Source organism: Rhodanobacter sp. Root561 (assembly GCF_001427365.1).
Lineage (GTDB): Bacteria > Pseudomonadota > Gammaproteobacteria > Xanthomonadales > Rhodanobacteraceae > Rhodanobacter.
This window is the reverse complement of sequence record NZ_LMGH01000010.1, coordinates 203174-226141: the sequence shown is the minus strand read 5'-3', so window position 1 is coordinate 226141 and position 22968 is coordinate 203174. Positions and strand designations below refer to the sequence as shown.

The 22968-nt window shown below is 67.9% G+C and carries 18 protein-coding genes and 4 tRNA genes; 9 read left to right on the top strand and 13 right to left on the bottom strand.

Annotation, left to right across the window (positions count from 1 at the left end; genetic code table 11):
• The first annotated feature begins 9 nt into the window (after positions 1-9).
• Genes ASD55_RS18640 through ASD55_RS07580 form a run of 3 tightly spaced genes read left to right on the top strand, consistent with a single transcriptional unit; the run spans position 10 to position 4456 of the window.
• Positions 10-1095, top strand: coding sequence for a 1-acyl-sn-glycerol-3-phosphate acyltransferase (locus ASD55_RS18640; RefSeq protein WP_056764908.1), 1086 nt, complete (start codon positions 10-12; stop codon positions 1093-1095).
• The gene (locus ASD55_RS07585; RefSeq protein ID WP_056764906.1) at positions 1092-1955 is read left to right on the top strand and encodes a phosphatase PAP2 family protein; all 864 of its coding nucleotides are present in this window, start codon (positions 1092-1094) and stop codon (positions 1953-1955) included. Before ASD55_RS18640 ends, ASD55_RS07585 begins: the two co-directional genes overlap by 4 nt.
• Positions 1952-4456, top strand: a complete 2505-nt coding sequence (locus ASD55_RS07580) for a PEP/pyruvate-binding domain-containing protein (protein WP_056764904.1) — start codon at positions 1952-1954, stop codon at positions 4454-4456. The genes ASD55_RS07585 and ASD55_RS07580 overlap by 4 nt, the downstream gene beginning before the upstream one ends.
• Here ASD55_RS07580 and ASD55_RS07575 read toward each other — a convergent pair.
• The 4 genes from ASD55_RS07575 to ASD55_RS07560 all read right to left on the bottom strand — a co-directional run bounded on the left by ASD55_RS07575 (position 4443) and on the right by ASD55_RS07560 (position 9465).
• Positions 4443-4808: an STAS/SEC14 domain-containing protein gene (locus ASD55_RS07575; protein ID WP_056764902.1), complete on the bottom strand. Its 366-nt coding sequence runs from the start codon at positions 4806-4808 to the stop codon at positions 4443-4445. The genes ASD55_RS07580 and ASD55_RS07575 overlap by 14 nt on opposite strands.
• Positions 4809-4897: 89 nt before the next feature.
• Positions 4898-6613 carry a single-stranded-DNA-specific exonuclease RecJ gene (recJ, locus tag ASD55_RS07570; RefSeq protein WP_056764900.1) on the bottom strand — a complete coding sequence of 572 codons (1716 nt, stop codon included), beginning with the start codon at positions 6611-6613 and terminating at the stop codon, positions 4898-4900.
• Positions 6607-7527 (bottom strand): hypothetical protein, encoded by a 921-nt coding sequence (locus ASD55_RS07565; RefSeq protein WP_056764898.1) that lies wholly within the window; start codon positions 7525-7527, stop codon positions 6607-6609. Before ASD55_RS07565 ends, recJ begins: the two co-directional genes overlap by 7 nt.
• A 3-nt stretch (positions 7528-7530) precedes the next feature.
• Positions 7531-9465, bottom strand: a complete 1935-nt coding sequence (locus tag ASD55_RS07560) for an ATP-binding cassette domain-containing protein (protein ID WP_056764896.1) — start codon at positions 9463-9465, stop codon at positions 7531-7533.
• 194 nt (positions 9466-9659) lie between these two features.
• Between ASD55_RS07560 and ASD55_RS07555 the strand changes: the two genes are divergently transcribed.
• The 5 genes from ASD55_RS07555 to ASD55_RS07535 all read left to right on the top strand — a co-directional run bounded on the left by ASD55_RS07555 (position 9660) and on the right by ASD55_RS07535 (position 13641).
• Positions 9660-10019 carry a hypothetical protein gene (locus ASD55_RS07555; protein ID WP_007808930.1) on the top strand — a complete coding sequence of 120 codons (360 nt, stop codon included), beginning with the start codon at positions 9660-9662 and terminating at the stop codon, positions 10017-10019.
• A 130-nt stretch (positions 10020-10149) separates the two neighbouring features.
• Complete coding sequence (locus ASD55_RS07550) at positions 10150-11199, top strand: agmatine deiminase family protein (protein ID WP_056764894.1); 1050 nt, start codon at positions 10150-10152, stop codon at positions 11197-11199.
• Between the two features lie 59 nt (positions 11200-11258).
• Positions 11259-12149 (top strand): carbon-nitrogen hydrolase, encoded by an 891-nt coding sequence (locus tag ASD55_RS07545; protein WP_056764892.1) that lies wholly within the window; start codon positions 11259-11261, stop codon positions 12147-12149.
• 85 nt (positions 12150-12234) lie between these two features.
• Entirely contained in the window at positions 12235-13470 is a 1236-nt protein-coding gene (locus ASD55_RS07540; RefSeq protein WP_056764890.1) for a TraB/GumN family protein, read from the top strand.
• 84 nt (positions 13471-13554) lie between these two features.
• Positions 13555-13641: transfer RNA gene (locus ASD55_RS07535), tRNA-Leu, on the top strand.
• A gap of 109 nt (positions 13642-13750) precedes the next feature.
• Here ASD55_RS07535 and ASD55_RS07530 read toward each other — a convergent pair.
• Complete coding sequence (locus ASD55_RS07530; protein WP_007808937.1) at positions 13751-14137, bottom strand: HU family DNA-binding protein; 387 nt, start codon at positions 14135-14137, stop codon at positions 13751-13753.
• Between the two features lie 179 nt (positions 14138-14316).
• Here ASD55_RS07530 and ASD55_RS07525 point away from each other — a divergent pair, with 179 nt between their 5' ends.
• Entirely contained in the window at positions 14317-16494 is a 2178-nt protein-coding gene (locus tag ASD55_RS07525; RefSeq protein WP_235577748.1) for an EAL domain-containing protein, read from the top strand.
• A gap of 96 nt (positions 16495-16590) precedes the next feature.
• Here ASD55_RS07525 and ASD55_RS07520 read toward each other — a convergent pair.
• The 8 genes from ASD55_RS07520 to pheA all read right to left on the bottom strand — a co-directional run bounded on the left by ASD55_RS07520 (position 16591) and on the right by pheA (position 22895).
• A tRNA-Cys gene (locus ASD55_RS07520) sits at positions 16591-16664 on the bottom strand.
• A gap of 84 nt (positions 16665-16748) precedes the next feature.
• Positions 16749-16824, bottom strand: a tRNA-Gly gene (locus ASD55_RS07515).
• A gap of 126 nt (positions 16825-16950) precedes the next feature.
• A tRNA-Gly gene (locus ASD55_RS07510) sits at positions 16951-17026 on the bottom strand.
• A gap of 72 nt (positions 17027-17098) precedes the next feature.
• Positions 17099-17710 carry a CDP-diacylglycerol--glycerol-3-phosphate 3-phosphatidyltransferase gene (gene pgsA, locus ASD55_RS07505; protein ID WP_007808940.1) on the bottom strand — a complete coding sequence of 204 codons (612 nt, stop codon included), beginning with the start codon at positions 17708-17710 and terminating at the stop codon, positions 17099-17101.
• Positions 17711-17782: 72 nt separating this feature from the next.
• Positions 17783-19624, bottom strand: coding sequence for an excinuclease ABC subunit UvrC (uvrC, locus tag ASD55_RS07500; protein WP_056764886.1), 1842 nt, complete (start codon positions 19622-19624; stop codon positions 17783-17785).
• A 38-nt stretch (positions 19625-19662) separates the two neighbouring features.
• Positions 19663-20442: a 3-deoxy-manno-octulosonate cytidylyltransferase gene (gene kdsB, locus ASD55_RS07495; protein ID WP_056764884.1), complete on the bottom strand. Its 780-nt coding sequence runs from the start codon at positions 20440-20442 to the stop codon at positions 19663-19665.
• 57 nt (positions 20443-20499) lie between these two features.
• Positions 20500-21810, bottom strand: coding sequence for a 3-phosphoshikimate 1-carboxyvinyltransferase (aroA, locus tag ASD55_RS07490; RefSeq protein ID WP_056764882.1), 1311 nt, complete (start codon positions 21808-21810; stop codon positions 20500-20502).
• Positions 21807-22895 carry a prephenate dehydratase gene (gene pheA / locus ASD55_RS07485; RefSeq protein ID WP_056764880.1) on the bottom strand — a complete coding sequence of 363 codons (1089 nt, stop codon included), beginning with the start codon at positions 22893-22895 and terminating at the stop codon, positions 21807-21809. The genes aroA and pheA overlap by 4 nt, the downstream gene beginning before the upstream one ends.
• Positions 22896-22968 lie beyond the last annotated feature (73 nt).

Genomic DNA, 22968 nt, shown 5'->3' with positions numbered 1-22968 from the left:
GCAACACGGATGTCTGCCCGCTCCCGCACCGACCCGGCACCGATGCCCGCGGGAGGGCGGCCACTGCGCTGGTGGATTCCGCTGCTGGCCTGGTTGCTGCGCGGCTTCTACTTCGGCCGCATCCGCATCGTCGGCGCCCATCGGCAACCCGTGCCGCGACGCGGCGGTCGACTGATCGTCAGCAGCCACCGCAACGGGGCGATCGACGGCTACACCGTGCTGCGGGTGTTCCCCGGCGCGCAGGGGCTGGTCTCGATCCAGTTGCTGCGGCATCCGCTGCTGCGCTGGATGTTCGACGGCATCGCGGTGGTGCGCGAGAAAGATCGCGAACGCTACGCCACCCGGCGCGCCGGGTTCGCCCATCCCGTCGACGCCGGCTGCGCCCAATTGCGTGCGGGTGGCGATCTGGCGATCTTTCCCGAAGGCAGCAGCGAATGGGGCTGGCAACCGCTGCCTTACCAGCGCGGCGCGGCGCGCATCGCGCGCACCTTGCTGGATGAGGGAGTGTCGCTGGAGGTGGTGCCGCTGGGCCTGCACTACCAGACGCCGGACCGCTTCCGTTCGCGCGTCGAGGCGCTGGTCGGCGTGCCGGTGAGCTTGCCTGCACGCGACGCCGATGAATCCGATCGCGACTGGGAGCGGCGCATTCATCAAGCGATCGCGACCGCACTCGACGCGGTCTCGGTGAACTGTCCGAACTCGGAAATCTTTACAGCGACGGAAGCCTTGGCGACGGTGCGGGCCGCAGCGGGCGAGTCCTATGCGCTGGCGTTCATCGATGCCCAGCAGCACCCGCAGGCACGGCCGCCACAACCACGCACTCGTTCATGGCCATGGGACTGGCTGGTGGTGGCGGCGTTCATGCTGTTGGCGGCGCCGGTGCTGCTGGCCGGCCGGTTCGCCGGTGGCAAGGCGGATGCGCGCAATACGGTGAGCTTTTTCCGCATCGTGGGCGGACTGCTGGTGGCGATGGTCTGGCTGCCCTGCCTGCTGTTGATGACCGGGTTCTGGCCATGGCCGCTGCTGGCGCTGTGGTCGCTGGCCGCGCTCGGCTGGTGGCGCTGGCCACATGTGATGCATCAGGGGAAGCCATGAACATGCCACGCAGCGCGCGCTGGATCGGCCATGCCTTCACCGCCGAGCTGTTGCTGATCCTGGTGCTCGGCAGCGTCGGTGCCTGGCGGCTGGATGACGGCGACCTGCACGCCGCCAGCGTGCTTGGCAGCATCGCCTGGCTGCTGTTGCTGGCCGCCACGCTGGCCGCGCCCGGCAGTGGCTGGGAGAGCTGGAAAGGCCCGCTGCAGTTCGTCGCCTGCTGGCTGATCTTTCCGCTATTCAAGGCGATCCGCGAGGTATTCATCCAGCGCACCGCCGACGCGACGCTGCTCGCGCTGGATCGTGATCTGTGGGGTGGCCGCAGCCTGCCGGAACACCTGCTGGGCTGGGAACGGCCGTGGCTGTCGGAGCTGCTCAGCAGCGGCTACTTCCTGTTCTATTTCGTGGTGCTGCTGCCCGCGGTGGTGTTCAGCGTGCGGCGCAGCAGCCCCGAGGCGAAGGCGTTCTTCCTCGGCCTGACCCTGATGTATCTGGTCGGTTTTGCCGGCTACCTGCTGGTGCCGGCCGGCGGACCGTACATGGCGTTTCCCGAAGTGTTTCCCTATCCCGTGCACGGCGGCGTGATGACGGCCCTGCTGGCCGGCGTGGTCAAGGCCGGCATCACCGGGATGGACGTGTTCCCCAGCCTGCACAGCGGCATCGGCGTGTACGTGCTGGGCTTCTTCGCGCTGGGTGGCTATCGGCGCATCGCGCTGCTGCTGGCGCCGATCATCCTGGCGCTGGTGGTGGCCACGTTGTACCTGCGCTATCACTACGGCATCGACGTGCTGTGCGGGATCGCCCTCGCCGCCGCGGTGCTCGCCTTCGTCCGGCGTTATCGCAAGGAAACCCTCGCATGACCCAGCTCTTCGCGTTCACCGATCCGCAGGCCGCCGAGCATGCCGTCAGCGGCGGCAAGGGCGCCAACCTGGCCCGCGCCGCGCAGCACCTGCCGGTGCCGCCCGGCATCGTGGTCGGCAGCGAGGTCTATCGCGAGTTCGTCGCGCCGTTGCACGAGGCGATCCGCCACGTGCTGGACGCCGCCGCGCTCGACCACGCCGCGCGCAGCGAGCGCATCCAGGCCCTGCTGCTGGCGCAGCCGTTGCCGTCGTCACTGCGCGGCGAGCTGGCCGCGAAGCTGGAAGCACTCGATCTGGCCGATGCGCCGGTGGCGGTGCGTTCCTCCGGCACGCTGGAAGACCTGCCCGGCGCCGCGTTCGCCGGCCAGCACGACACCTTGCTGGGCATCCGCGGCGTCGATGCCGTGCTCGACGCGATCCGCCGCTGCTACGCCTCGCTGTGGAATGCCCACGTGCTGCCGTATCGCGAGCGGATGGGGCTGAACCACCTGGACGCGGCGATGGCGGTGGTGGTGCAGAAGATGGTGCAGGTGGGCGAACGCGAGGCCGCCGGCGTGGCGTTCTCGATCGACCCGGTGCGCGGGGCGCTGGACCAGGTGCTGATCAACGCCGCGTTCGGCCTCGGCGAAACCGTGGTCGGCGGCGAGGAGCCGGTCGACGAGTACCGGCTCAAGCGCAGCGACATGAGCGAGGTCGAGGCGGTGATCGCCGAGAAGCCGCGGGCGCTGGTCACCGATGCCGCCGGCGGTACCCGCCACACGCCGTTGTCGGCCGAACAGGCGCATGCCCCTGCCCTCGCCGAAGCACAACGCCGCGCCGTGGCGCAGCTGGCGCTGGCCGCCGAGCAGCACTTCGGCTTCCCGCAGGACATCGAATGGGCGTGGCAGGACGGCACGCTGTACCTGTTGCAGTCGCGCGCGGTGACGCGCATCCCGGCGCGCTGGACCCGCGACGAATCGGCCGAGCGCTTTCCCAACCCGGTCACCCCGCTGACCTGGGACCTGTGTGAAGCCGGCTTCCATGCGTCGCTCAACCACAGCTTCAAGCTGATGGGCCTGCCGCCGTTCGGCGACAAGTGGTTCGCCATGCGCGACTACTACATCTACGGCAACCAGAACGCGGTCGAACTCTACAGCGGCCGCACACCGGCGAAGATGCTGAAGGACGTGGAAAGCATCCGCGCCGCACTGCCGCAGATCGCGGCGCAGTTCGCCTGGGTGCAGGAGCTGCCGGTGCGCTGGATGCGCGACCTGGACACCTACCTGCTCGGCATCGGCGCGCTGATGCGCGAGCCGCTGGACGGTCGCCCGCTGAATGAGTTGTGGGACTACGTGCTGCGCATCAATGCGCTGGGCGCCAGCTACTTCCTGCCCAACATCGCGATCTCGCTGACCCAGCGCACGCTGTACGTGGCCCTGCAGCAGATGCTGCGACTGGCGCTGCCGGCCGACCAGGCGCAGCAGGTGTTCGACCAGTTGCTGGCGGTCACCGACACCAAGACCGGCCAGGTCAACGCCGAACTGTGGTCGCTGTCGCGGCTGCTTCGCATGGATGCCGCCCTGCATGCGCGACTGCGCAGCGGCCCCAGCGTCGAACTGCTGGAAGAACTGCCGCAGCACCCTGCCTTCCACGCCGAGTTCCAGCGCTTCCTGGCCCGTCACGGCCATCGCGAACTGGATTTCGACGCCTACCACCCGACCTGGGTCGAGGCGCCGCAGATCGTGCTGGACCAGCTGAAGATGCTGGTCGACCGGCCCGACGAGGACCGCGCCGCCGCCGAGCTGGCGCAGAAAGCCGCCCAGGCGGCCATGGAGCACAGCGTGCTCAGCCACGCGCCGGAGGAACTGCGCTACCTGGTGCACGAGGTGATCCGGCTGGCCCGCACGTATACCGCACTGGACGACCTGGAGCATTACCAGACCACTCGCCTGCACCTGCCGTTCCGCCGCGGCCTGAAGGCGATCGGCGCACAGCTGGTCGACCGCGGCGTGCTGGCCGATCCGATGGACGTCTATTTCGTGCCGCTGGCCGTGCTCGATGGCGCGCTGCACAGCGGCGAGCTGGCCCCGATCACGGAAGCCGCCGCCCGCCACAAGACCGGTTACCTGGCGGCCTGCGCACGCACGCCGGACTGGATTTTCGGCGAGGCGGAACCGGTCGAGGTCGACGGCAGCCACGTGCTCAAGGGACTGGGCGGCAGCCCCGGCATCGTCGAGGGCGAGGTATTCGTGGTGCGCAGCCCGGAGGACTTCCCGCACTTCCCCAAGGACGCGATCCTGGTGGCGCGCACTACCAACCCGGCGTGGACGCCGCTGTTCTACCAGGCCTGCGGCGTGATCACCGAAAGCGGCGGCCCGCTGTCGCACGGCGCGGTGACCGCACGCGAACTGGGCCTGCCGGCGGTGATGAGCGTACGCCACGTGATGCGTCTGCTGGTCAACGGCCAGCGCGTGCGCATCGACGGCCGCCACGGCACCGTCGAGGTCCTCAGTCCGCCGTAATCCAGCGGGTGGCTTCCTCGACCTCGGCACCGTGGAACAGGCGAAACTGGGCCGGGATCGCGAAGCTGAAAGCCGTGGCGGTACCACGCAGCCACGGCACGTCGGTGACCAGCGCCACGCGATCCCAGCCGCTGAAATGGCGCATGCCGAGCTTGGCGTCGTCCCACATCGCGCCAGCGTCGAAGCCGGTGAAATCGTCGGCGGTGACGTACAGCAGGCGCAGCTTGCGGTTCAGCGCAAACGCCGCCTCCACATCCGGCACGATGATGCTTTCGTAATCCGCCGACGTGACCTGTCCATGGGCGCGGAAGCCCAGCGTGCCGGGCGGCAGTCCTTCGATCTGTGCGATCACGGGCGTTATCCCTCGATGACGTCAGAAGCAGTCTGATCCGCGCCACGTGAAAACCGCGCAAGAGACGCCCGCTCATGGGCGCAGGAACTTCAGGCCGGCTCGATGTGCCGCAGCAGCAGGCGCAGGCTTTCGCGACCCTGCCAGTCGTTGATGACCAGCTCGTAGGCCGCGCGCAGCCGCGGCGGCGGTGGCTGGCCGTGGTAGGCGTTGAACATCACGGCGTCGTGCACGGCGCCATCGCGAGGATCTCGCAACTGCAAGCGCAGATGGCATTCACCCATCACCTTCCAGCTGGCGCAATCGAACAGGTTGTCGAACAGCGGTTCGGGGAACGCCTGGCCCCACGGGCCGGCAGCGCGCAACTGCCGGGCCAGTGCCAGCGTGGCGGCGCCGGGCGGCAGCTCGCCGTCGGTGTGCAGCACCGCCTGCAGGCGTTCGGGTTCGATCAGTTCGCGTGCGACGGCATCGAAGGCACTAGCGAAGCGCGGATAGTCCGCCGCTTTCAGGCTGAGCCCGGCGGCCATCGCGTGGCCACCAAAGCGCTCGATCAGGCCGGGCTGGCGCGCATCGATGACGGCCAGCGCATCGCGGACATGGAAGCCGGGGATCGAGCGTGCCGAACCCCGCAAGTGCTCGACGTCGTCCTCGCTGGCCGGGGCGAAGGCGATCACCGGACGGTGCAGCCGTTCCTTCAGCTTCGAGGCGACCAGGCCCACCACGCCCGCGTGCCAGGACGGCTCGAACAGGGCCACGCCGATCGCGTCGATGTCGGAAAGACCCGCCACCATCTGTTCCGCCTCGGCCACCATCGACGCCTGCAGGTCGCGGCGTTCGCGGTTGATCGCATCGAGTTGCGCGGCGCAGTGGCGCGCGCGCGCCACGTCATCGGTGAGCAGGCATTCCACGCCCAGCCGCATGTCTTCCAGCCGCCCCGCGGCGTTCAGGCGCGGCCCCACGGCGAAGCCCAGATCGCTGGCGCACAGCGTCGCCAGGCTGCGCTTGCCGACCTCGACCAGGGCGCCGATGCCGGCGCAGGCGCGACCGCTGCGCATGCGTTGCAGGCCGGCTTCGACCAGCACGCGGTTGTTGAAATCCAGCGGCACCAGGTCGGCCACCGTGCCCAGCGCGACCAGGTCGAGCAGGCTGGACAGGTCCGGCTCGGCACTCGTGAAGGCGCCCTGCTCCCGCAACACGGCGCGCAGGCTCAGCAGCAGGTAGAACATCACGCCGACGCCGGCCAGCATCTTGCTGGGGAACGGGTCGCCGGCCAGGTTCGGATTGACCATCGCGTCGCAGTCCGGCAACTGCTCGCCGGGCAGGTGGTGGTCGGTGACGATGACGCGGATGCCGCGCGCTTTCGCCGCAGCCACGCCGGCCACGCTGGCCACGCCGTTGTCGACGGTGACGATCAACCGGGGCGTCGGCTGCAGCGAGGCCACGAAGGCGGCGCTCAAGCCGTAGCCGTGGGTGAAGCGATTCGGAATCGCGTAGTCGACCCGCTGCGCGCCGAGCAGGCGCAAACCACGCACGGCCACGGCGGTGCCGGTGGCGCCGTCGCAGTCGTAGTCGCCGGCGACCAGGATCGACCAGTCGTCGCGGATCGCCTCGGCCAGCAAGGCCACCGCCTGATCCATCCCGCCCAGCAACTGCGGCGCCAGCATGCGCGCCAGCCGATGCTCGACCTGGGCCGGCTGCAGCACGCCGCGCGCGGCGTAGACCTGCTGCAACACCGGATGCACCGACTCCGGCCAGCCGGCAGGGACGCCGCGACTTTCGCGGCGACGCAGCTGCAGGACGCTCAACATCCGCCCCGGCGCCACACGCGCAGGCGATGCCACGGTTTGCGCTGCCAGCGTTCGCCGCTGGCGAACTGCAACAGCACCGGCTGCCGCGCCAGCAAGGGCTGCACCGCTGGCCACCAGCGTGCGGCGATCTCGTGGGCCGGCAGGTCCTGCAGGTCGACCAGCCAGCCGGCGCCGGCGCTGGCGATGGCGTCGACGCTGCGTGCCTGCTGCGTGATGCCGGCGTGCGCGGCCAGCGCGCGCAGCAACACGTCGTCGCTGATCACGCCGACGAGCTCACTGCCGATCCTGGTCGGCAGGCGACCGCCGCCCCATAGCCACAGGCTGTTCACCGGCGACAGCCCGCGCGCCTGCCGTTGCGCATTCAGCGGATGCTGGTGCAGCAGCACCTGGATGTCGTTGAGCAGGACGCGCCAGCGACGCCCTTCCGGTCCTTGCGGCAGATGCTGGGCGAGGTCTTCGCCCAGCGCCTGGGCGGGCGCGGCGAACTCGGGCAGCGCCATGTCCGCGGGCAGCCGCAGATGCCAGTGGTCCGGCGAGGAAACCTCCAGCTGCATGCCGGCCTCGTCGAATACCGGCCGCAGGCTTTCGGCCAGCGTCCGGGCTGCGTCGATATCCAGTTGCAGGCGACCGCAGGCCAGCAGGCGCACACCGTTCATGTCCGGCTGCACCCAGGCCGGATCGGCCGACAGCCACAGGCCGTCACCCGCATCGCCGGCCAGGAACTGGCGGGTGATCGCCGCGGCGGGAAGATCCGCGCCGATGTTCGTGAAGTGGTCGGCCAGCCCGCCAAGATAACCATCGCCGCCGGCGGCAAGGCGGTCGGCCCGGGCCAGCCATTCGCGCAGCGGGTAGCCCGCTGCGAAGTGCGCCAGCGCAGGCAGCCATAATTGCAGCGAAGGGATGGCGGTCGACATCGGCTACGCCTCCAGTTGTTCCATCAGCGTCAGCCATTCGCCTTCCAGCGCTTCCTTCTCGCTGCGCAACTCGGCCTGGCGCTGGCCCAGTCGCATCATCTCCTGGGTCGGGCCGTTATAAGTGGCCGGATCGGCGAGCTGCGCCTCCAGCGCGGCCAGCTCGGTATCGATGGCGGCGGTGCGCGTCTCGATCTTCTTCACCCGCTGGCGCGCGGCCTTTTCGTCATCGCGCTGGGCGGCCGCCTGGCGACGGCGCTCCTCCGGCGAAACCTCGACCACCTTGACCACCACGGGCTTGGCCGCACCGGCCTTCGCCGCCTTCTTGCTGGCCGAGCCGCGATTCTTCAGCCAGCGGGCGTAGTCGTCGAGGTCGCCGTCGAACGGTTCCACCACGCTGTCGGCCACGCGCCAGAAGCTGTCGCAGACCAGGCCCAGCAGGTGGCGGTCGTGCGAGACCAGCACCAGGGCGCCGTCGAAATCGGTCAGCGCGTCGGCCAGCGCCTCGCGCATGTCCAGGTCGAGATGGTTGGTCGGTTCGTCCAGCAGCAGGAGGTTCGGCTTGTCCCAGGCGATCAGTGCCAGGGCCAGGCGCGCCCGTTCGCCGCCGGAGAAACCGTCGACCGATTCGAACGCGCGATCGCCGGCAAAATTCCAGTTGCCGAGGAAGTCGCGCATCACCTGCGTCGCCACCCCCGGCGCCTTGTCCATCAGGTGATCGAGCGCGCTGGCGCCTTCGCGCAGGCTTTCCACCGTGTGCTGGGCGAAGTAGCCGATGCTGAGGTCCTTGTGCACCTTGCGCTCGCCGCCGAACGGTTCCAGCTCGCCCACCAGGGTTTTCACCAGGGTGGATTTGCCAGCGCCGTTGGGACCGAGCAGGCCGATCCGCTCACCCGCTTCTATAGAAAAACGCACGTCGGCCAGCACGATGTTGGCCACTTCGTCGTTGCCTTCGCGGCTGGACGGATCGGCAGCGTAGCCCGCGGTGATGTCTTCCAGTTGCAGCATCGAATCCGGCAGGCGGCCGGGCACCGGGAAGCTGAAGCTGAAGGGCCGCTCGGCGCGCACCGCCTCGGTGCCGGCCAGCTTCTCCAGCCGCTTCATCCGCGACTGCGCCTGCTTGGCCTTGCTGGCCTTGGCCTTGAAGCGGTCGACGAAGGACTGCAGGTGCGCCCGCTCGGCCTGCTCGCGTTCGTGCGAGATCTGCTGCTGGCGCAACTGCTCGGCGCGCAGGCGCTCGAACGCGCTGTAGTTGCCGGTGTACAGCTTGGCCTTGCCGTCGTTGAGGTGCAGCGTGTGGGTGATCACGCCGTCGAGGAACTCGCGGTCATGCGAGATGATCAGCAAGGTGCCCTGGTAGCGGCGCAGCCATTCCTCCAGCCAGAGCACGGCGTCGAGGTCGAGATGGTTGGTCGGCTCGTCCAGCAGCAGCAGGTCGGACGGGCACATCAGCGCCCGCGCCAGGTTCAGTCGCCCACGCCAGCCACCGGAGAACTCCTGCACCGCGCGCTCGTGGGTTTCCGGGGGAAAGCCCAGCCCGTGCAACAGGCGTCCGGCGCGGGCACGGCCGTCGTAGCCGTTCAACTCCTCGATGCGGTGGTGCGCCTTGGCCATCGCATCCATGTCGCCACGTTCGCCGGCCTCCGCCTCGGCGTTGATCGCCGCGGCCAGTTCCTCGTCGCCGCCCAGCACGTAGTCGATCGCCGCATCCGGCAGCGCCGGGGTTTCCTGCGCCACCGAGGCCAGTCGCAACTTGCCCGACATCTCCAGTTCGCCGGCGTCGCCTTCCAGCTTGCCCTGCAGGGCGGCGAACAGGCTGGACTTGCCGCAGCCGTTGCGGCCGATCACGCCCAGGCGCCAGCCACTCTGGATCACCAGGTCGATGTCGGAAAGCAGCAGACGGCTGCCACGGCGCAAGGCGAAATGTCGAAAGGAAATCATGAAAAACCCGGGCTGAAACGGACGGGTCGTCGCCCGCAGCCGCCCATGATAGCGGCGATCAGGCTATTCTCGACCAGTCACCGGGCCTGGCCGAATGCCGAACCCATCGCAATCGCCCGTGTCCGGCATGGCGTAGCATGGGCGCTTCTGCTACAACGACGCCGCATACAGCCTTGCAGGGAGAGGGGGAGCCAATGATCAAGTTCACCAGTATTTTGCCGATCGTCGTCTTGGCGGCAGGCGCTGCCTTCGCCGCACCGCAGACTGCGGCCGCCGCGCAGCACAAGCATGGCGACAGCCTGCTGGTGCATCGCGTGCAGCAGGAAAAGGGCATGAACCTGCCCCGCCGCGGCCTCAGCATGAGCCAGGTCGAGAAGACCTGGGGCGCACCGCAGCGCAAACTGTCCCCGCGCGGTGGCGACACCGCCAAGCACCCGCAGATCAATCGCTGGGAATACGCGAACTTCATCGTGTACTTCGAACACAGCCACGTGATCCATTCGGTGCTGAACACGCCGGCAGGCAACAACACCAATCCGTCCGCGGTCAACTGATCCGGCTTCATGAAGGCGCGGCCCGCAGCGATGCGGGCCGCGTTTTTGTGTGCGCGGGTCCGCCGCGTCGTACACTTTGCGGTCGCGCGCCAAACCCGGCGTGCCCAGCGTGCACACGAGATCGCCCCGCATGACCGACCACAACCTGCGCCTGCCCGCGGAATGGGAACCGCAATCCGCCGTCCTGATCGCCTGGCCGCACGCGGACACCGACTGGGCCGAACGACTGGCCTCGGTGGAAACCACCTACGTGGCGCTGGCCGCCGCGGTGACGCGCTTCCAGTCGCTGGTCATCGTGGTCGCCGATGAGGACTTGCGCATCCACGTGGAAGGCCTGCTCGCCGACGCCGGCGTGGATCTGTCGAAGCTGCGCTGCATCACCCTGCCCTACGACGACACCTGGCTGCGCGACTCCGGCCCGATCACGCTGAAGGGCGGTGCCCGGGGCTTCCAGCTCACCGACTTCCGCTTCACCGGCTGGGGCGGCAAGTTCGGCGCCGAACAGGACGATGCCCTGGTCGCCGGCCTGGTTGCCGCGGGCGTGTTCGGCCACGCCGCGCACAAGCGCATCGACTGGGCGCTGGAAGGCGGCGGCATCGAAAGCGATGGCGCCGGCAGCATCCTCACCACCTGGCGCTGCCTGGTGCAGCGCCACCCGGAACAGTCGCGCGAGGAAATGAGCGCCATCCTCAGCGATGGCCTGCATGCCGAACGCGTGCTGTGGCTGGACTACGGCTACCTCGAAGGCGACGACACCGACGCCCACATCGACACCCTGGCCCGCTTCGCGCCGGACGACCGGATCGTGTTCCAGGCCTGCGACGACGCCACCGATCCGCACCACGAGGAGCTGCAGCGCATGGCCGGCGAGCTGGCCGCGCTGCGCACCGTCGATGGCCGTCCATATCGACTGCACCCGCTGCCGTGGCCGCGGCCCATCCTTGATAAAAGCGGCATCGACGAGGGGCGCCGCCTCGCCGCGTCCTACGCGAATTACCTGATCGTCAACGGTGCCGTGCTGGTACCGGCCTACGACGACCCGGCCGACGCCGAAGCCGCCCGCATCATCGGCACGGCGCATCCGGGCCGCGAGATCGTCCAGGTACCGTGCCGGCCGCTGATCTGGCAGAACGGCAGCCTGCATTGCATCACCATGCAGCTGCCGGCCGGGCTGGCCTGAGCCGCATCGGCTAAACTGCAGGGTCTGTTTCGCCTGGCGCCATGCCGAGGATAGCCCCGATGACCCGCAAGACCCTGAAGGTCGCCCTGCTGCAGGAAACCGACCGCGGCAGCCGCGACGCCAATCTCGATGCGATCGAAGCCGGCCTGCGCAAAGCCGCGGCCGCCGGCGCCGAACTGGTGCTGCTGCAGGAACTGCACAACGGGCCGTACTTCTGCCAGCACGAGTCGGTCGAGGTGTTCGACCAGGCCGAGACGATTCCCGGCCCCGGCACCGAGCGCATCGGCAAGCTGGCCGAAGAACTGCAGCTGGTGGTGGTCGCCTCGCTCTTCGAGAAGCGGGCGACCGGGCTGTACCACAACACCGCCGTCGTCTTCGATCGCTCGGCGGCGATCGCGGGCAAGTATCGCAAGATGCACATCCCCGACGACCCGGCCTTTTACGAGAAGTTCTACTTCACCCCGGGCGACCTCGGTTTCGAACCGATCGACACCTCGGTCGGCCGGCTCGGCGTGCTGGTGTGCTGGGACCAGTGGTATCCGGAAGCGGCGCGCCTGATGGCGCTGGCCGGCGCCGAACTGCTGCTCTACCCCACCGCGATCGGCTGGGACCCGAACGACGAACAGGCCGAGAAGGATCGCCAGCGCGACGCCTGGATCACCGTGCAGCGCGGTCACGCGGTGGCCAACGGCCTGCCCCTGCTGTCGTGCAACCGCACCGGCTACGAAGCGGACCCGACGGCGTCAGGCGCGGGCATCCAGTTCTGGGGGTCGAGCTTTGTCGCCGGTCCGCAGGGCGAATACCTGGCCCAGGCCGGTACGGAAGGCCGCGAACTGCTGCTGGCCGAGGTGGACCTGGCGCGCAGCGAGCATGTACGGCGGATCTGGCCGTTCCTGCGCGATCGCCGCATCGATGCCTACGCCGACCTGCTCAAGCGCTACCGCGACTGAAACCGGACGGGCACGCTGCCTGCTTGTTCCACATGGCCTTCGTCCCCATGCTTGGACTTTCCCTTCAGACCGGCCTGCTGATCGCATGAGTGTCCCCGAAACCGAAGTCACCACGTCGCCCGCCGCGCTCGACGGCCAGCCGATCGAACGGGTGCAACGCGATGGCGTGGAGTACGTGGTGCTGGGCACCGCGCACGTATCGCGCAGCAGCATGGAGGCGGTCGAGGCCCTGCTCGATCACGAGCACTTCTATGCGGTGGCGGTGGAACTCTGCGACAGCCGCGCGCAAAGCATGCGCGATCCCGAAGCGTTCAAGCAGATGGACTTGTTCAAGGTGATCCGCCAGGGCAAGGCCGGCATGGTCGCCGCCAGCCTGGTGCTGTCGACGTTCCAGAAGCGCCTCGCCGACCAGTCCGGCATCCAGCCCGGCGCCGAAATGAAGGCGGCGATGGATGGCGCCGAACGACGCAACCTGCCGTTGTGGACGATCGACCGCGAGGTCGGCACCACGCTGAAGCGGGCCTGGCGCAGCGTGGGCTTCTGGCAGCGCTTCGGCCTGCTCGGCGGCCTGCTGGCCAGCGTGTTCGATCGCGAGGAGATCGCCCAGGGCGACATCGAGAAACTGAAGCAGGAAGACCTGCTCGAAAGCGCGTTCAGCGAATTCGCCACCGGCTCCAAGCCGCTTTACGACAGCCTGATCGGCGAACGCGATGCGTTCATGGCTGCACGCCTGCGCCAGGAAGCGGCAAGCTCGGCCGGCCCGGAGAACCGCCGCGTGCTGGTGGTGATCGGCGCAGGTCACCTGAAGGGCATGTGCACCCTGCTGCGCGATCAGCAGGACGATCCCGCGGCCAGGGTTGCCGAGCTGGCCGCGTTGCCGCCCAAGGCGCGCTGGCCGAAATGGCTTGCGGTGGGCCTGGTGCTGCTGGTGTTCGCTGCCATCGCCTGGGCCTTCCATCAGAACGCGGCGCTGGGCGCGCAGGCACTGCGTGACTGGGTGCTGTTCACCGGCGGCTTCGCCGCGCTGGGTGCACTGGCAGCCGGCGGTCATCCGGTCAGCATCCTGGCCGCCTTCATCGCCGCACCGATCAAGCCGTTCCGTCCCGGCATCCCCGCCGGCGGCATCAGCGCGATGGCCGAAGCCTGGGTGCGTCGCCCCCGGGTGGTCGACTTCGACACCTTGCGCGACGACATCGTGCACTGGAGCGGCTGGTGGAAGAACCGCGTGGCACGCACCCTGCTGAACTTCTTCCTGGTCAGCGTGGGCACGATCATCGGCGAGTACAGCGCCGGCATCCACATCTTCAAGAGCCTGTTCTGACGCGCCGCGCGTGACAGGCCTGCGCCGGGCGCATGCTACGATGCGCGCCGCCTGCAGCCGCGCTGCAGCACGCTGCGACATCCGGCCCGGATGGCGAAACTGGTAGACGCAAGGGACTTAAAATCCCTCACCCTCACGGGTATCCCGGTTCGATCCCGGGTCCGGGCACCACACGGCTCTCCACGCCTGATCTTTTTCACGCCTGCTCTGCGCGCCAAAAAAAAGTGCGGCGGACAAAGCCGCCGCACCTTCATGACAGACGCTGGGTAACCCGTGGCTATCAGGCCGCGGCATCCTTCAGCTTCTTGAGCGGACGGATCTTGACCTTGACCGATGCCGGCTTGGCCGCGAACCACTGCTCTTCCTTGGTGAACGGGTTGATGCCCTTGCGCTTCGGCTTGGCCGGCACGCTCACCGCGGTGATCTTCAGCAGGCCCGGCAGCTGGAACGAACCGGCGCCCTTCTTGTGCACGGAACCGGCAACCGCGCCTTCCAGCGCTGCGAGCACGGCACGGACGTCCTTGGCGACCACGCCGCTGGCTTCCACGATATGCGCCACCAGGCTGGACTTGTTCAGCGCTTCCTTGATCGGCTTCGGAGCGGCCGGTGCGGCTTTCGCCTTCGGTGCCGGCTTGCTCTTGGCTGCTGCTTTCTGTGCCTTTGCCATGGATTTCCCCTCGTCTAGGTGTGATGGATGGATGCATTGCCTCACGGCACGCTGAATGTAGGGGAATTTAAGGGTTCCGCCAACGGGTCTCGCATGAAAATCATCGATTCCTGCAGGAAAAATGCATGCAGTCGCCCGCGAAGGTCATTTTCCGGCCGTCATGGCGTACGCTACGCGCCATGAATCCGCCGACCGAGGCGGATCGGGGGAATCGGATGGCGGTGGTGGATCACCCCGGCTTTGGCTATTTCACTGCCGCACTGCTGGCGATGGCCGCCCTGGCTTATGGCGCTGCCGTACAGTTCCTGGTGATCGGTGCGCGCCAACGGCACGACCGCACCCACCTCGCGTTTGCCGTGCTGGCGACCTGCCTCGCCACGCTGGCGCTGGGCAACGCACTGATGAATGCGGCCGACTCGGTGGTGCCCGCCATTCGCGGCCTGCGCATGGTCACTGGCGCAGCGATCCTCGCGATGCCGGCGCTGATGGTCTTCGTCGGCTGTTACACCGGCAGGCCGGCGAAACGCCCCGTCCTGGGTGCCGTCTGTTTCGCCGCGCTAGGCATGTTCGCACTCAACCTGATCCAGCCGTACACGGCGTTCGACACGACGCTGCGCGAAGGCATACCGCTGGTGCTGCCATGGGGAGAGTCGCTGTTCACCCTGGACGGCACCCGTTCGTTCGGCGGCGATGCCTTTCGCTGGGCCAGCTACGCGATCTTCCTGTGGGCGCTGTACCGTGCATGGCGACAGTACCGGGAAGGTCAGCGCCTGCGCGGCGCCTTGCTGGGTCTGTGCCTGCTGATCCAGTTTGTCGCGCTGTTGTGGGGCGCCATCGTGGTCAGCACGCTGGGCAAGCCCTACCCTTCGCTGGACGCATTCGCCTTTCTTTCCTTCGTGCTGCTGATGGGCGTTTCCCTGGCTGGCCAGATGCACGCGCACACCCTGCAGCTCGAACGCACGGCCAGGGAGTTGCGTGCCGAAGCGGACATTCGCCGCGAGACCGAACTCGACCTGCGCCACGCTGCGTACCACGATGCGTTGACCGGGCTGCCCAACCGGTTGCGCGCGCTGTACACCCTGGCCGACCTGATCGCCGATGCCACGCAGTCGCAACAGCATGGCGCCGTGCTGATGATCGACCTCGACAACTTCAAGACCATCAACGACTCGCTGGGACATCACGTGGGCGATCGCGTGCTGGAAAGCATTGCCGACAGCCTGCTCTCCGTGGCGCCTGCCGCGTCCACCGTGGCGCGCCTCGGTGGCGACGAATTCGTGGTGCTGCTGGGACCCGCCAGCACCAGCGCCGACGATGCCGCAGCCCGGGCGATGGATGTCGCCGCAGGGATGCTGCAGCGACTCGCCGCGCCGCTGGCGATCGACAATCGCGTGCTCGGCGTGGGCGCCAGCATCGGCGTGGCGTTGTTCCCCGAGCATGGCCAGGGCGCAGCTGACGTGGTTCGCTGCGCGGACATCGCCCTGTATCGCGCCAAGTCCACCGGGCGCAATGCGGCGCGTCTGTTCCTGCCGCACATGCAACGCGATGCCGATGAACGACTGGAGCTGGAACGCGGCCTGCGCACGGCACTGGAACAGCAGGACTTCTCGCTTCACTTCCAGCCCCAGGTGGACATGCACGGTGCGCTGGTGGGCGCCGAGGCGCTGCTGCGCTGGAACCACGCCCGACTGGGGCAGGTTTCGCCAGCCATATTCATTCCGATCGCCGAGGAAACCGGCCTGATCCACGCCATCGGTACGTGGGCGATCGAATGCGCCTGCCGGCACATCCGCCAGTGGCGCGAGCAGGACATCGATTTCGGTGGGCGCATCTCCATCAACATCAGCCCATGGCAAATTGCCCACCCGCAGTTCGTGTCGAACCTCGCCGAGCAGGTGGCCGCAGCGGGCATCGAGCCTTCCACGCTTACCCTGGAGCTGACCGAGAGCGCCCTGCTCGGTGACTTCGACGCGGCCCTGCGCACCTTGCAGCAGCTTTCCGCGATCGGCTTCCGCCTGGCGCTCGACGATTTCGGCACCGGCTATTCCTCGCTCGCCTATCTGCAGCAACTGCCCCTGGACGAGTTGAAGATCGATCGCTCCTTCATCGGCGCGCTGCAGGCAACCATTGCCGATCCGCTGGCCAGCTTCGTCATCGACGTGGGCCGTCGCCTCGGCATGACCACGATTGCCGAAGGCGTGGAAACGGCCGAACAGGAAGCCGTGTTGCGTGAACTGGGCTGTGACCTGATGCAGGGCTACTTCATCTGCAGACCGCTGGCGGCGGACGACTTCCGGCAATGGGTCGGTCAACGAGCCGCCGCACCTGCTGTCGATGCCGTCCCCGCCGGCGCCTGACTCCGGCTGCGACGCGAGCACGCATGGCCAGTGGCGTGGCCAACAAAAAACCCGCCAGCGGCGGGTTTCAGGGCTGCATGGCAGCCAATCGGGCAATGGAGGCCTAGGTCGGAATCGAACCGGCGTACGCGGATTTGCAGTCCGCTGCATGACCACTCTGCCACCAGGCCATTGCTTCGATAAACGCGACCGGAATGATCGCAGCTTGTCCTGAAAAAACAAAACCCCGGAAAGCCGAGGTTCTGCATTGAAACTGGAGCGGGAAACGAGACTCGAACTCGCGACCCCGACCTTGGCAAGGTCGTGCTCTACCAACTGAGCTATTCCCGCATCGGAGCCGTGAATCATACCAGAATGAACTCGCTTGTGAATAGCCTTGGTGGCAAATTCGGCAAGGGATTTCATCCGGTCCGAAAACGACGAGGCCCCGAACACGTCGGGGCCTCATCTTCGAACTGGAGCGGGAAACGAGACTCGAACTCGCGACCCCGACCTTGGCAAGGTCGTGCTCTACCAACTGAGCTATTCCCGCATTGGAGCCGCGCATTCTAATACGTGATGGCGGATCGTCAAGCCCGGATTTGCAACAACCCGAACTGCCTGCTCAGGACCCGGCCTTGTCGACCGGCGACGGCTCCTGCATGTCGCTGCTGAGCAGCGGCCACGCGGCGCGCAGATAGGTCAGCCCGGACCAGATCGTCAGCACGCCGGCAATCACCAGCAGCGCTTCGCCGATGTGATAGAGCCGCAACGCCTCGGCGGCCTTCTCGTGCTGCACGATCAGCACCACCAGCGCGACCATCTGCATCACCGTTTTCAACTTGCCGATGAAGGCGACCTTCACCGTGGCGCGCATGCCGATGCCGGCCATCCATTCGCGCAGCGCCGAAACGCTGATCTCGCGTCCCACGATCACCGCTGCCGTCACCGCCATCACGATGCCCGGCCAGCCGCCGCGGTGTGCTTCCACCAGCAGGAACAGGGTCACCGCCACCATCAGCTTGTCGGCCACCGGGTCCAGGAACGCGCCGAAGGCCGAGGTGAGTTTCATGCGCCTGGCCAGGTAGCCGTCCAGCCAGTCGGTGATCGCGGCCAGCACGAACACGATCGCCGCGGTGATGTTGTGCCCGGGGAACGGCAGGTAGAACACCGCCACCATCACCGGCAGCAAGGCAACACGGAATAGGGTCAGCCAGGTCGGCAGGTTGATGCGCATGATTCTTTCCAGTGGTTTGTGCCAGTTTCGCACGCCGATGCGCTACTGCCGAGTGAAAGGGTTTGCCGATGTTCAGCCATGCAGGCTGGCGTAGATCCGTTCGGCAAGGCCGCGGTCGATGCCCTTCACCTGCATCAGTTCCTCGACGCCGGCGCCCTCGACCCCCTGCATGCCGCCGAACGCCTTCAGCAGCGCCGAGCGGCGGCGGGCGCCCACGCCCGGCACGTCTTCGAGCACGCTGCGCTCGCGGGCCTTCTCGCGGCGCTTGCGGTGGCCGCTGATGGCGAAGCGGTGAGCTTCGTCGCGCACCGCGGCAACCAGATGCAACGCGGGCGACGACGAGCCCGGGTGCAACTCGCGTCCCGGGCTTCCCGCTTCGATCCGCGCCAGCACCAGGGTTTCCTCGCCGGCGCGCCGACCCGGCCCCTTGGCCACGCCGACCACCTCGATGCCGTTGACGCCGAGCTCCTTCAGCACGTCCAGCGCCTGCGCCACCTGCCCGCCTCCGCCGTCGATCAGCAGCACGTCGGGGCGCGCGCCCTGGCCGTCGGCCACCTTGCGGAAGCGCCGGGTCAATGCCTGATGCATCGCCGCGTAGTCGTCGCCGGGCGTGATGCCGGCGATGTTGAAACGGCGGTAGTGCGATTTTTCCGGACCTTCGGGGCCGAACACCACGCACGAGGCAACGGTGAGTTCGCCCATCGTGTGGCTGATGTCGAAGCATTCGATACGGCGTGGCGGCGCCTCCAGCCCGAGCAGCTTCTGCAGGTCGTCAAAGCGCGTGCCCAGGGTCTGCCGGCTGGCCAGTCGCGCGGTAAGCGAGGCCTGCGCGTTGCGCTCGGCCATCTGCAGGAACTGCGCGCGGTCGCCCCGCACGCTGGACTTCAGCTCCACCGCACGACCGGCATGCTGGCTCAGCAATTCGGCCAGGATCGCGCGATCCGCCAGCGCCTCGCCAAGGATCAGTTCCCGCGGCACCGGCCGGTCGAGGTAATACTGCGCGATGAACTGCGTCAGCACGTCGGCCGGCTCGGCATCCAGCGGCAACCGCGGGAAGAATTCGCGCGTGCCCAGGCTGATGCCGTTGCGGAAGAACAGCACGCTGACGCAGGCCATGCCCGCCTCGATGCGGCAGGCAATCACGTCCATGTCGGCACTGGCGCCCTGCACGTGGTGCTGCGCCTGCAGCTGGCGCAGCGCGGCAACCTGGTCGCGCAGCTTCGCCGCGCGCTCGAACTGCAGCGCCTTGCTGGCCTGCTCCATCGCCTCGGCCAGCTCGTCGATCACCGCGTTGCTGCGCCCCTCCAGGAACATCTCGGCGTGGCGCACGTCGTTGCGGTAATCCTCCACGCTGATCAGGCCCACGCACGGCGCGCTGCAGCGGCCGATCTGGTACTGCAGGCAGGGGCGCGTGCGGTTGCGGAAATAGCTGTCCTCGCACTGGCGCACCTTGAACAGCTTCTGCATCAGGCTGAGGCTCTCGCGCACCGCGTAAGTGCTGGGATACGGCCCGAAGTAGCGTCCCGGCAGGTTTTTCGCACCGCGATGGAAGGCCAGCCGCGGATAGTCCTCGCCGCTGGACAGGTAGATGTACGGATAGCTCTTGTCGTCGCGCAGCAGGATGTTGTAACGCGGCTTCAGCGACTTGATCAGCTGCGATTCCAGCAGCAGTGCCTCGCCTTCGGTGCGCGTCACGGTGATCTCGACGCGGGCGATCTGCGCCACCATCGCCGCGATGCGCGGCTCCATCCGTGGCTTCAGGAAGTAACTGCTGACGCGCTTCTTGAGGTTGCCGGCCTTGCCCACGTAAAGCAGCTCGCCCGCTGCATCGAAGTGGCGATAGACGCCGGGGGCGGAAGTGAGCGTACGGACGAAGGCCTTGCCGTCGAAGGGGGGCGGTTGCGCAGGCTGCATGGGACGATTCTAGAGGGCGGCCCGATCGATATGGTGGCTTAGTGCTGCGTGCGCAACCACTGCTCGGCACGCTCCAGGTCGGCCTGGGTATCGATGCCGGGCGGGAACGGTTCGGGGGTCAGTCGCACCGCGATCGCGTGGCCGTGCTCCAGCACGCGCAATTGTTCCAGCGACTCGGCCTGCTCCAGCGGCGTGCGCGAAAGGCGCGTGTAGCGGTCCAGGAAACCGGCGCGATAGGCGTAGATGCCGATGTGCCGCAGGAACGGCAGGCCCGACGGCAAGCTGTGTCGGTCGCCGGCGAACGCATCGCGCGCCCACGGCATCGGCGCACGACTGAAGTACAGCGCGTGTCCGTTCGCCGCACGAACCAGCTTCACCACGTTCGGATCGAACAATTCCTCGGCGTCGATGATCGGCGTGGCCAGCGTGGCCATCGGCGCGTCGTCGCCAACCAGCGCCTGCGCCACCGCGCGAATGCCAGCGGCCGGGGCGAACGGCTCGTCTCCCTGCAGGTTCACCACGATGCTGTCCGCGCTCCAGCCGTAATGCAGCGCGCATTCGGCCAGCCGGTCACTGCCCGAGGCGTGGTCCGCGCGGGTCATGCAGATATCGATGCCGGCCTGCCCGGCCAGCGCATCGGCGATCCGCGCATCGTCCACCGCCACCACGACCTGGGCAGCGCCGGCCTGCAAGGCACGTTGCGCCACCCGCACCACCATCGGAATGGCGTCGATCTCGCGCAGCGGCTTGCCCGGCAGGCGGGTCGAGCCGTAACGGGCGGGAATCGCCACGATGAAGGGAGGTACGACGTTCGACATGGATAAAACCTTCAGCAGCCCGGACCAATGCCACCAAGATACAGCCTGCGCGGGGACTCAGTCCGCATCGCGCAGGTCGAAACCGCAACCGTTGGACAGCGTCACGAAGCCCGGGAACGAAGTGGCGACATGGCTGCAGTCATTGATCCGCACCGGTGCGTCGGCGGCCAACCCGGCCACCGCGAAGCTCATCGCGATGCGGTGGTCGAGATGGCTGTCCACCGCGCCACCGGCCAGCCGGCCGCCGTGGATGATCGCGCCATCGGGCGTTTCCTCGATGCGCGCGCCGAGCGCACGCAGGCCCGCGGCCATGGTCGCGATGCGATCGGATTCCTTCACCCGCAGCTCGGCGGCGCCCCGGATCACGGTACGGCCAGAGGCCACCGCCGCCGCGATGAACAAGGCGGGGAACTCGTCGATCATGTCCGGCACGATCGACTCCGGCAGCTCGACGCCGTGCAGCGCGGCATGGCGCACCACGAGGTCGCCGACGGGCTCGCCGCCGGCTTCGCGCTCGTGTTCGACGACGATATCCGCCCCCATCAGCCGCAGCGCCTGCAGCAGGCCGGTGCGACGCGGGTTGAGCCCCACGCCGGGCAGGCGCAACGCCGACCCGGGCACGATGCTGGCAGCGACCAGGAAGAACGCGGCCGAGGAAAAGTCCGCCGGCACGTCGACATCCCGGGCGCGCAGCAGGTGTCCGCCTTCGAGTCTTGCGTGGCCCGGCGCAAACACGATCGGCCAGCCGAACGCCGCCAGCATGCGTTCGGTGTAGTCGCGGGTCGGGTGCGGTTCGATGATTTCCGTTTCGCCCGTGGCATACAGCCCGGCCAGCAGCAGGGCCGACTTCACCTGGGCGCTGGCCACCGGCAGCTCGTAGCGGATGCCGCGCAGCGGCTGCCCGCCATGGACGTCCAATGGTGGCAGGCCATCATGGCTATCGATGCGTGCGCCCATCAGCGCCAGCGGATCGGTCACCCGGCGCATCGGTCGCTTCGACAGGGACGCATCGCCGACCAGCGTGCTGTCGAACGCCTGCCCCGCCAGCAGGCCGGCGAGCAGGCGCATGCCGGTACCGGCGTTGCCGCAATCCAGCGGCAGCGTGGTGCCGCGCAGACCGTGAAGGCCCACGCCGTGCACCACGCGCTCGCCGGCCGACGGCGTCTCGATGCGTACGCCCAGTTGCGCCAGCACGGCGGCGGTGGCCCGGGTGTCCTCGCCTTCGAGGAAGCCATGAATATGCGAGGTGCCCTCGGCGATGGCGGCCAGCATCAGCGCACGATGGGACACCGACTTGTCGCCGGGCACGGTGACGCTGCCTTGCAACGCGCCGCCCGGTCGGCTGCTCCAGTCGAGCCGGCCGCTCAAGGCAGCGCCACCGGATACGAACCCAGCACGCGCACGGTGGCCGCCGAGGCCCCGATGTCCTGCACTGCGGCCTGCAGCGAGCCTTCGTCGATATGCCCTGAAACGTCGATGAAGAATGCGTATTGCCACTTGCCGGTATGCGCCGGCCGCGACTCGATCCGGTTCAGGCTGACGCCGTGTTTCGCGAACGGGCTGAGCACGTCGTACAGCGCACCGGGCTTGTCGTTGACCGTGATCAGCAACGAGGTGCGGTCATTGCCCGAGGGCGGGAACAGCGACCGGCCGATCACCAGGAAGCGCGTGGTGTTGTCGGCGCGATCCTCGATGCCCTTCGCCACGGTCTTGAGGCCGTAGACCTTGCCCGCGGTCTCGCCCGCGATCGCCGCCGCATCGTCGGCATGGCGGGCCAGCCGCGCCGCCTCGGCATTGCTGCCCACCGCGATGCACTCCACCTCGGGCAGGTTGAGGCGCAGCCAGGTCTTGCACTGCTGCAGCGACTGGGCATGGGCGTAGACGCGCCTGACGTCCTCCGGCTTCCCGGTGAGCGAATGCAGGCACTGGTGCACGCGCAGCTCGACCTCGCCGCAGATCGTGGCTTCGGAGGTGAGGAACATGTCCAGCGTCACCTGGATCATGCCCTGCCCCGAATTCTCCACCGGCACCACGCCGAAATCGGCATGCCCGGCGGCGACCTCCTGGAACACTTCCTCGATGCTGCCCAGCGGCAGGCCGTAGGCCGCGTGACCGAAATGCTTGCGCACCGCCTGTTCGCTGAAGGTGCCTTCCGGCCCCAGGAAGCCGATCTTCAGCGGGTCTTCCTGGGCCAGGCAGGACGACATGATCTCGCGGAACAGGCGCACCATCTCGGTATCGGAGAGCGGGCCGTCGTTGCGGTCCACCACCATGCGCAGGACATGCGCCTCGCGCTCGGGTCGGTAATAGTCGATCGCGGACAGACCTTCGCCCTTCACCTTGGCCACCGTGCGCGCATGGTTGGCGCGCTCGGAGATCAGCTGCTGGATCTGCCGGTCGATGCTGTCGATGCGCTCGCGCATCTCGCTCAGCGGGGTTTTTGAATCGGTCATGATGCGATCACTGTCTGGATGAATGGACGTCCGGATGATGGACGTCCAAATGGAGAAGTTGCATCCTGCCTGA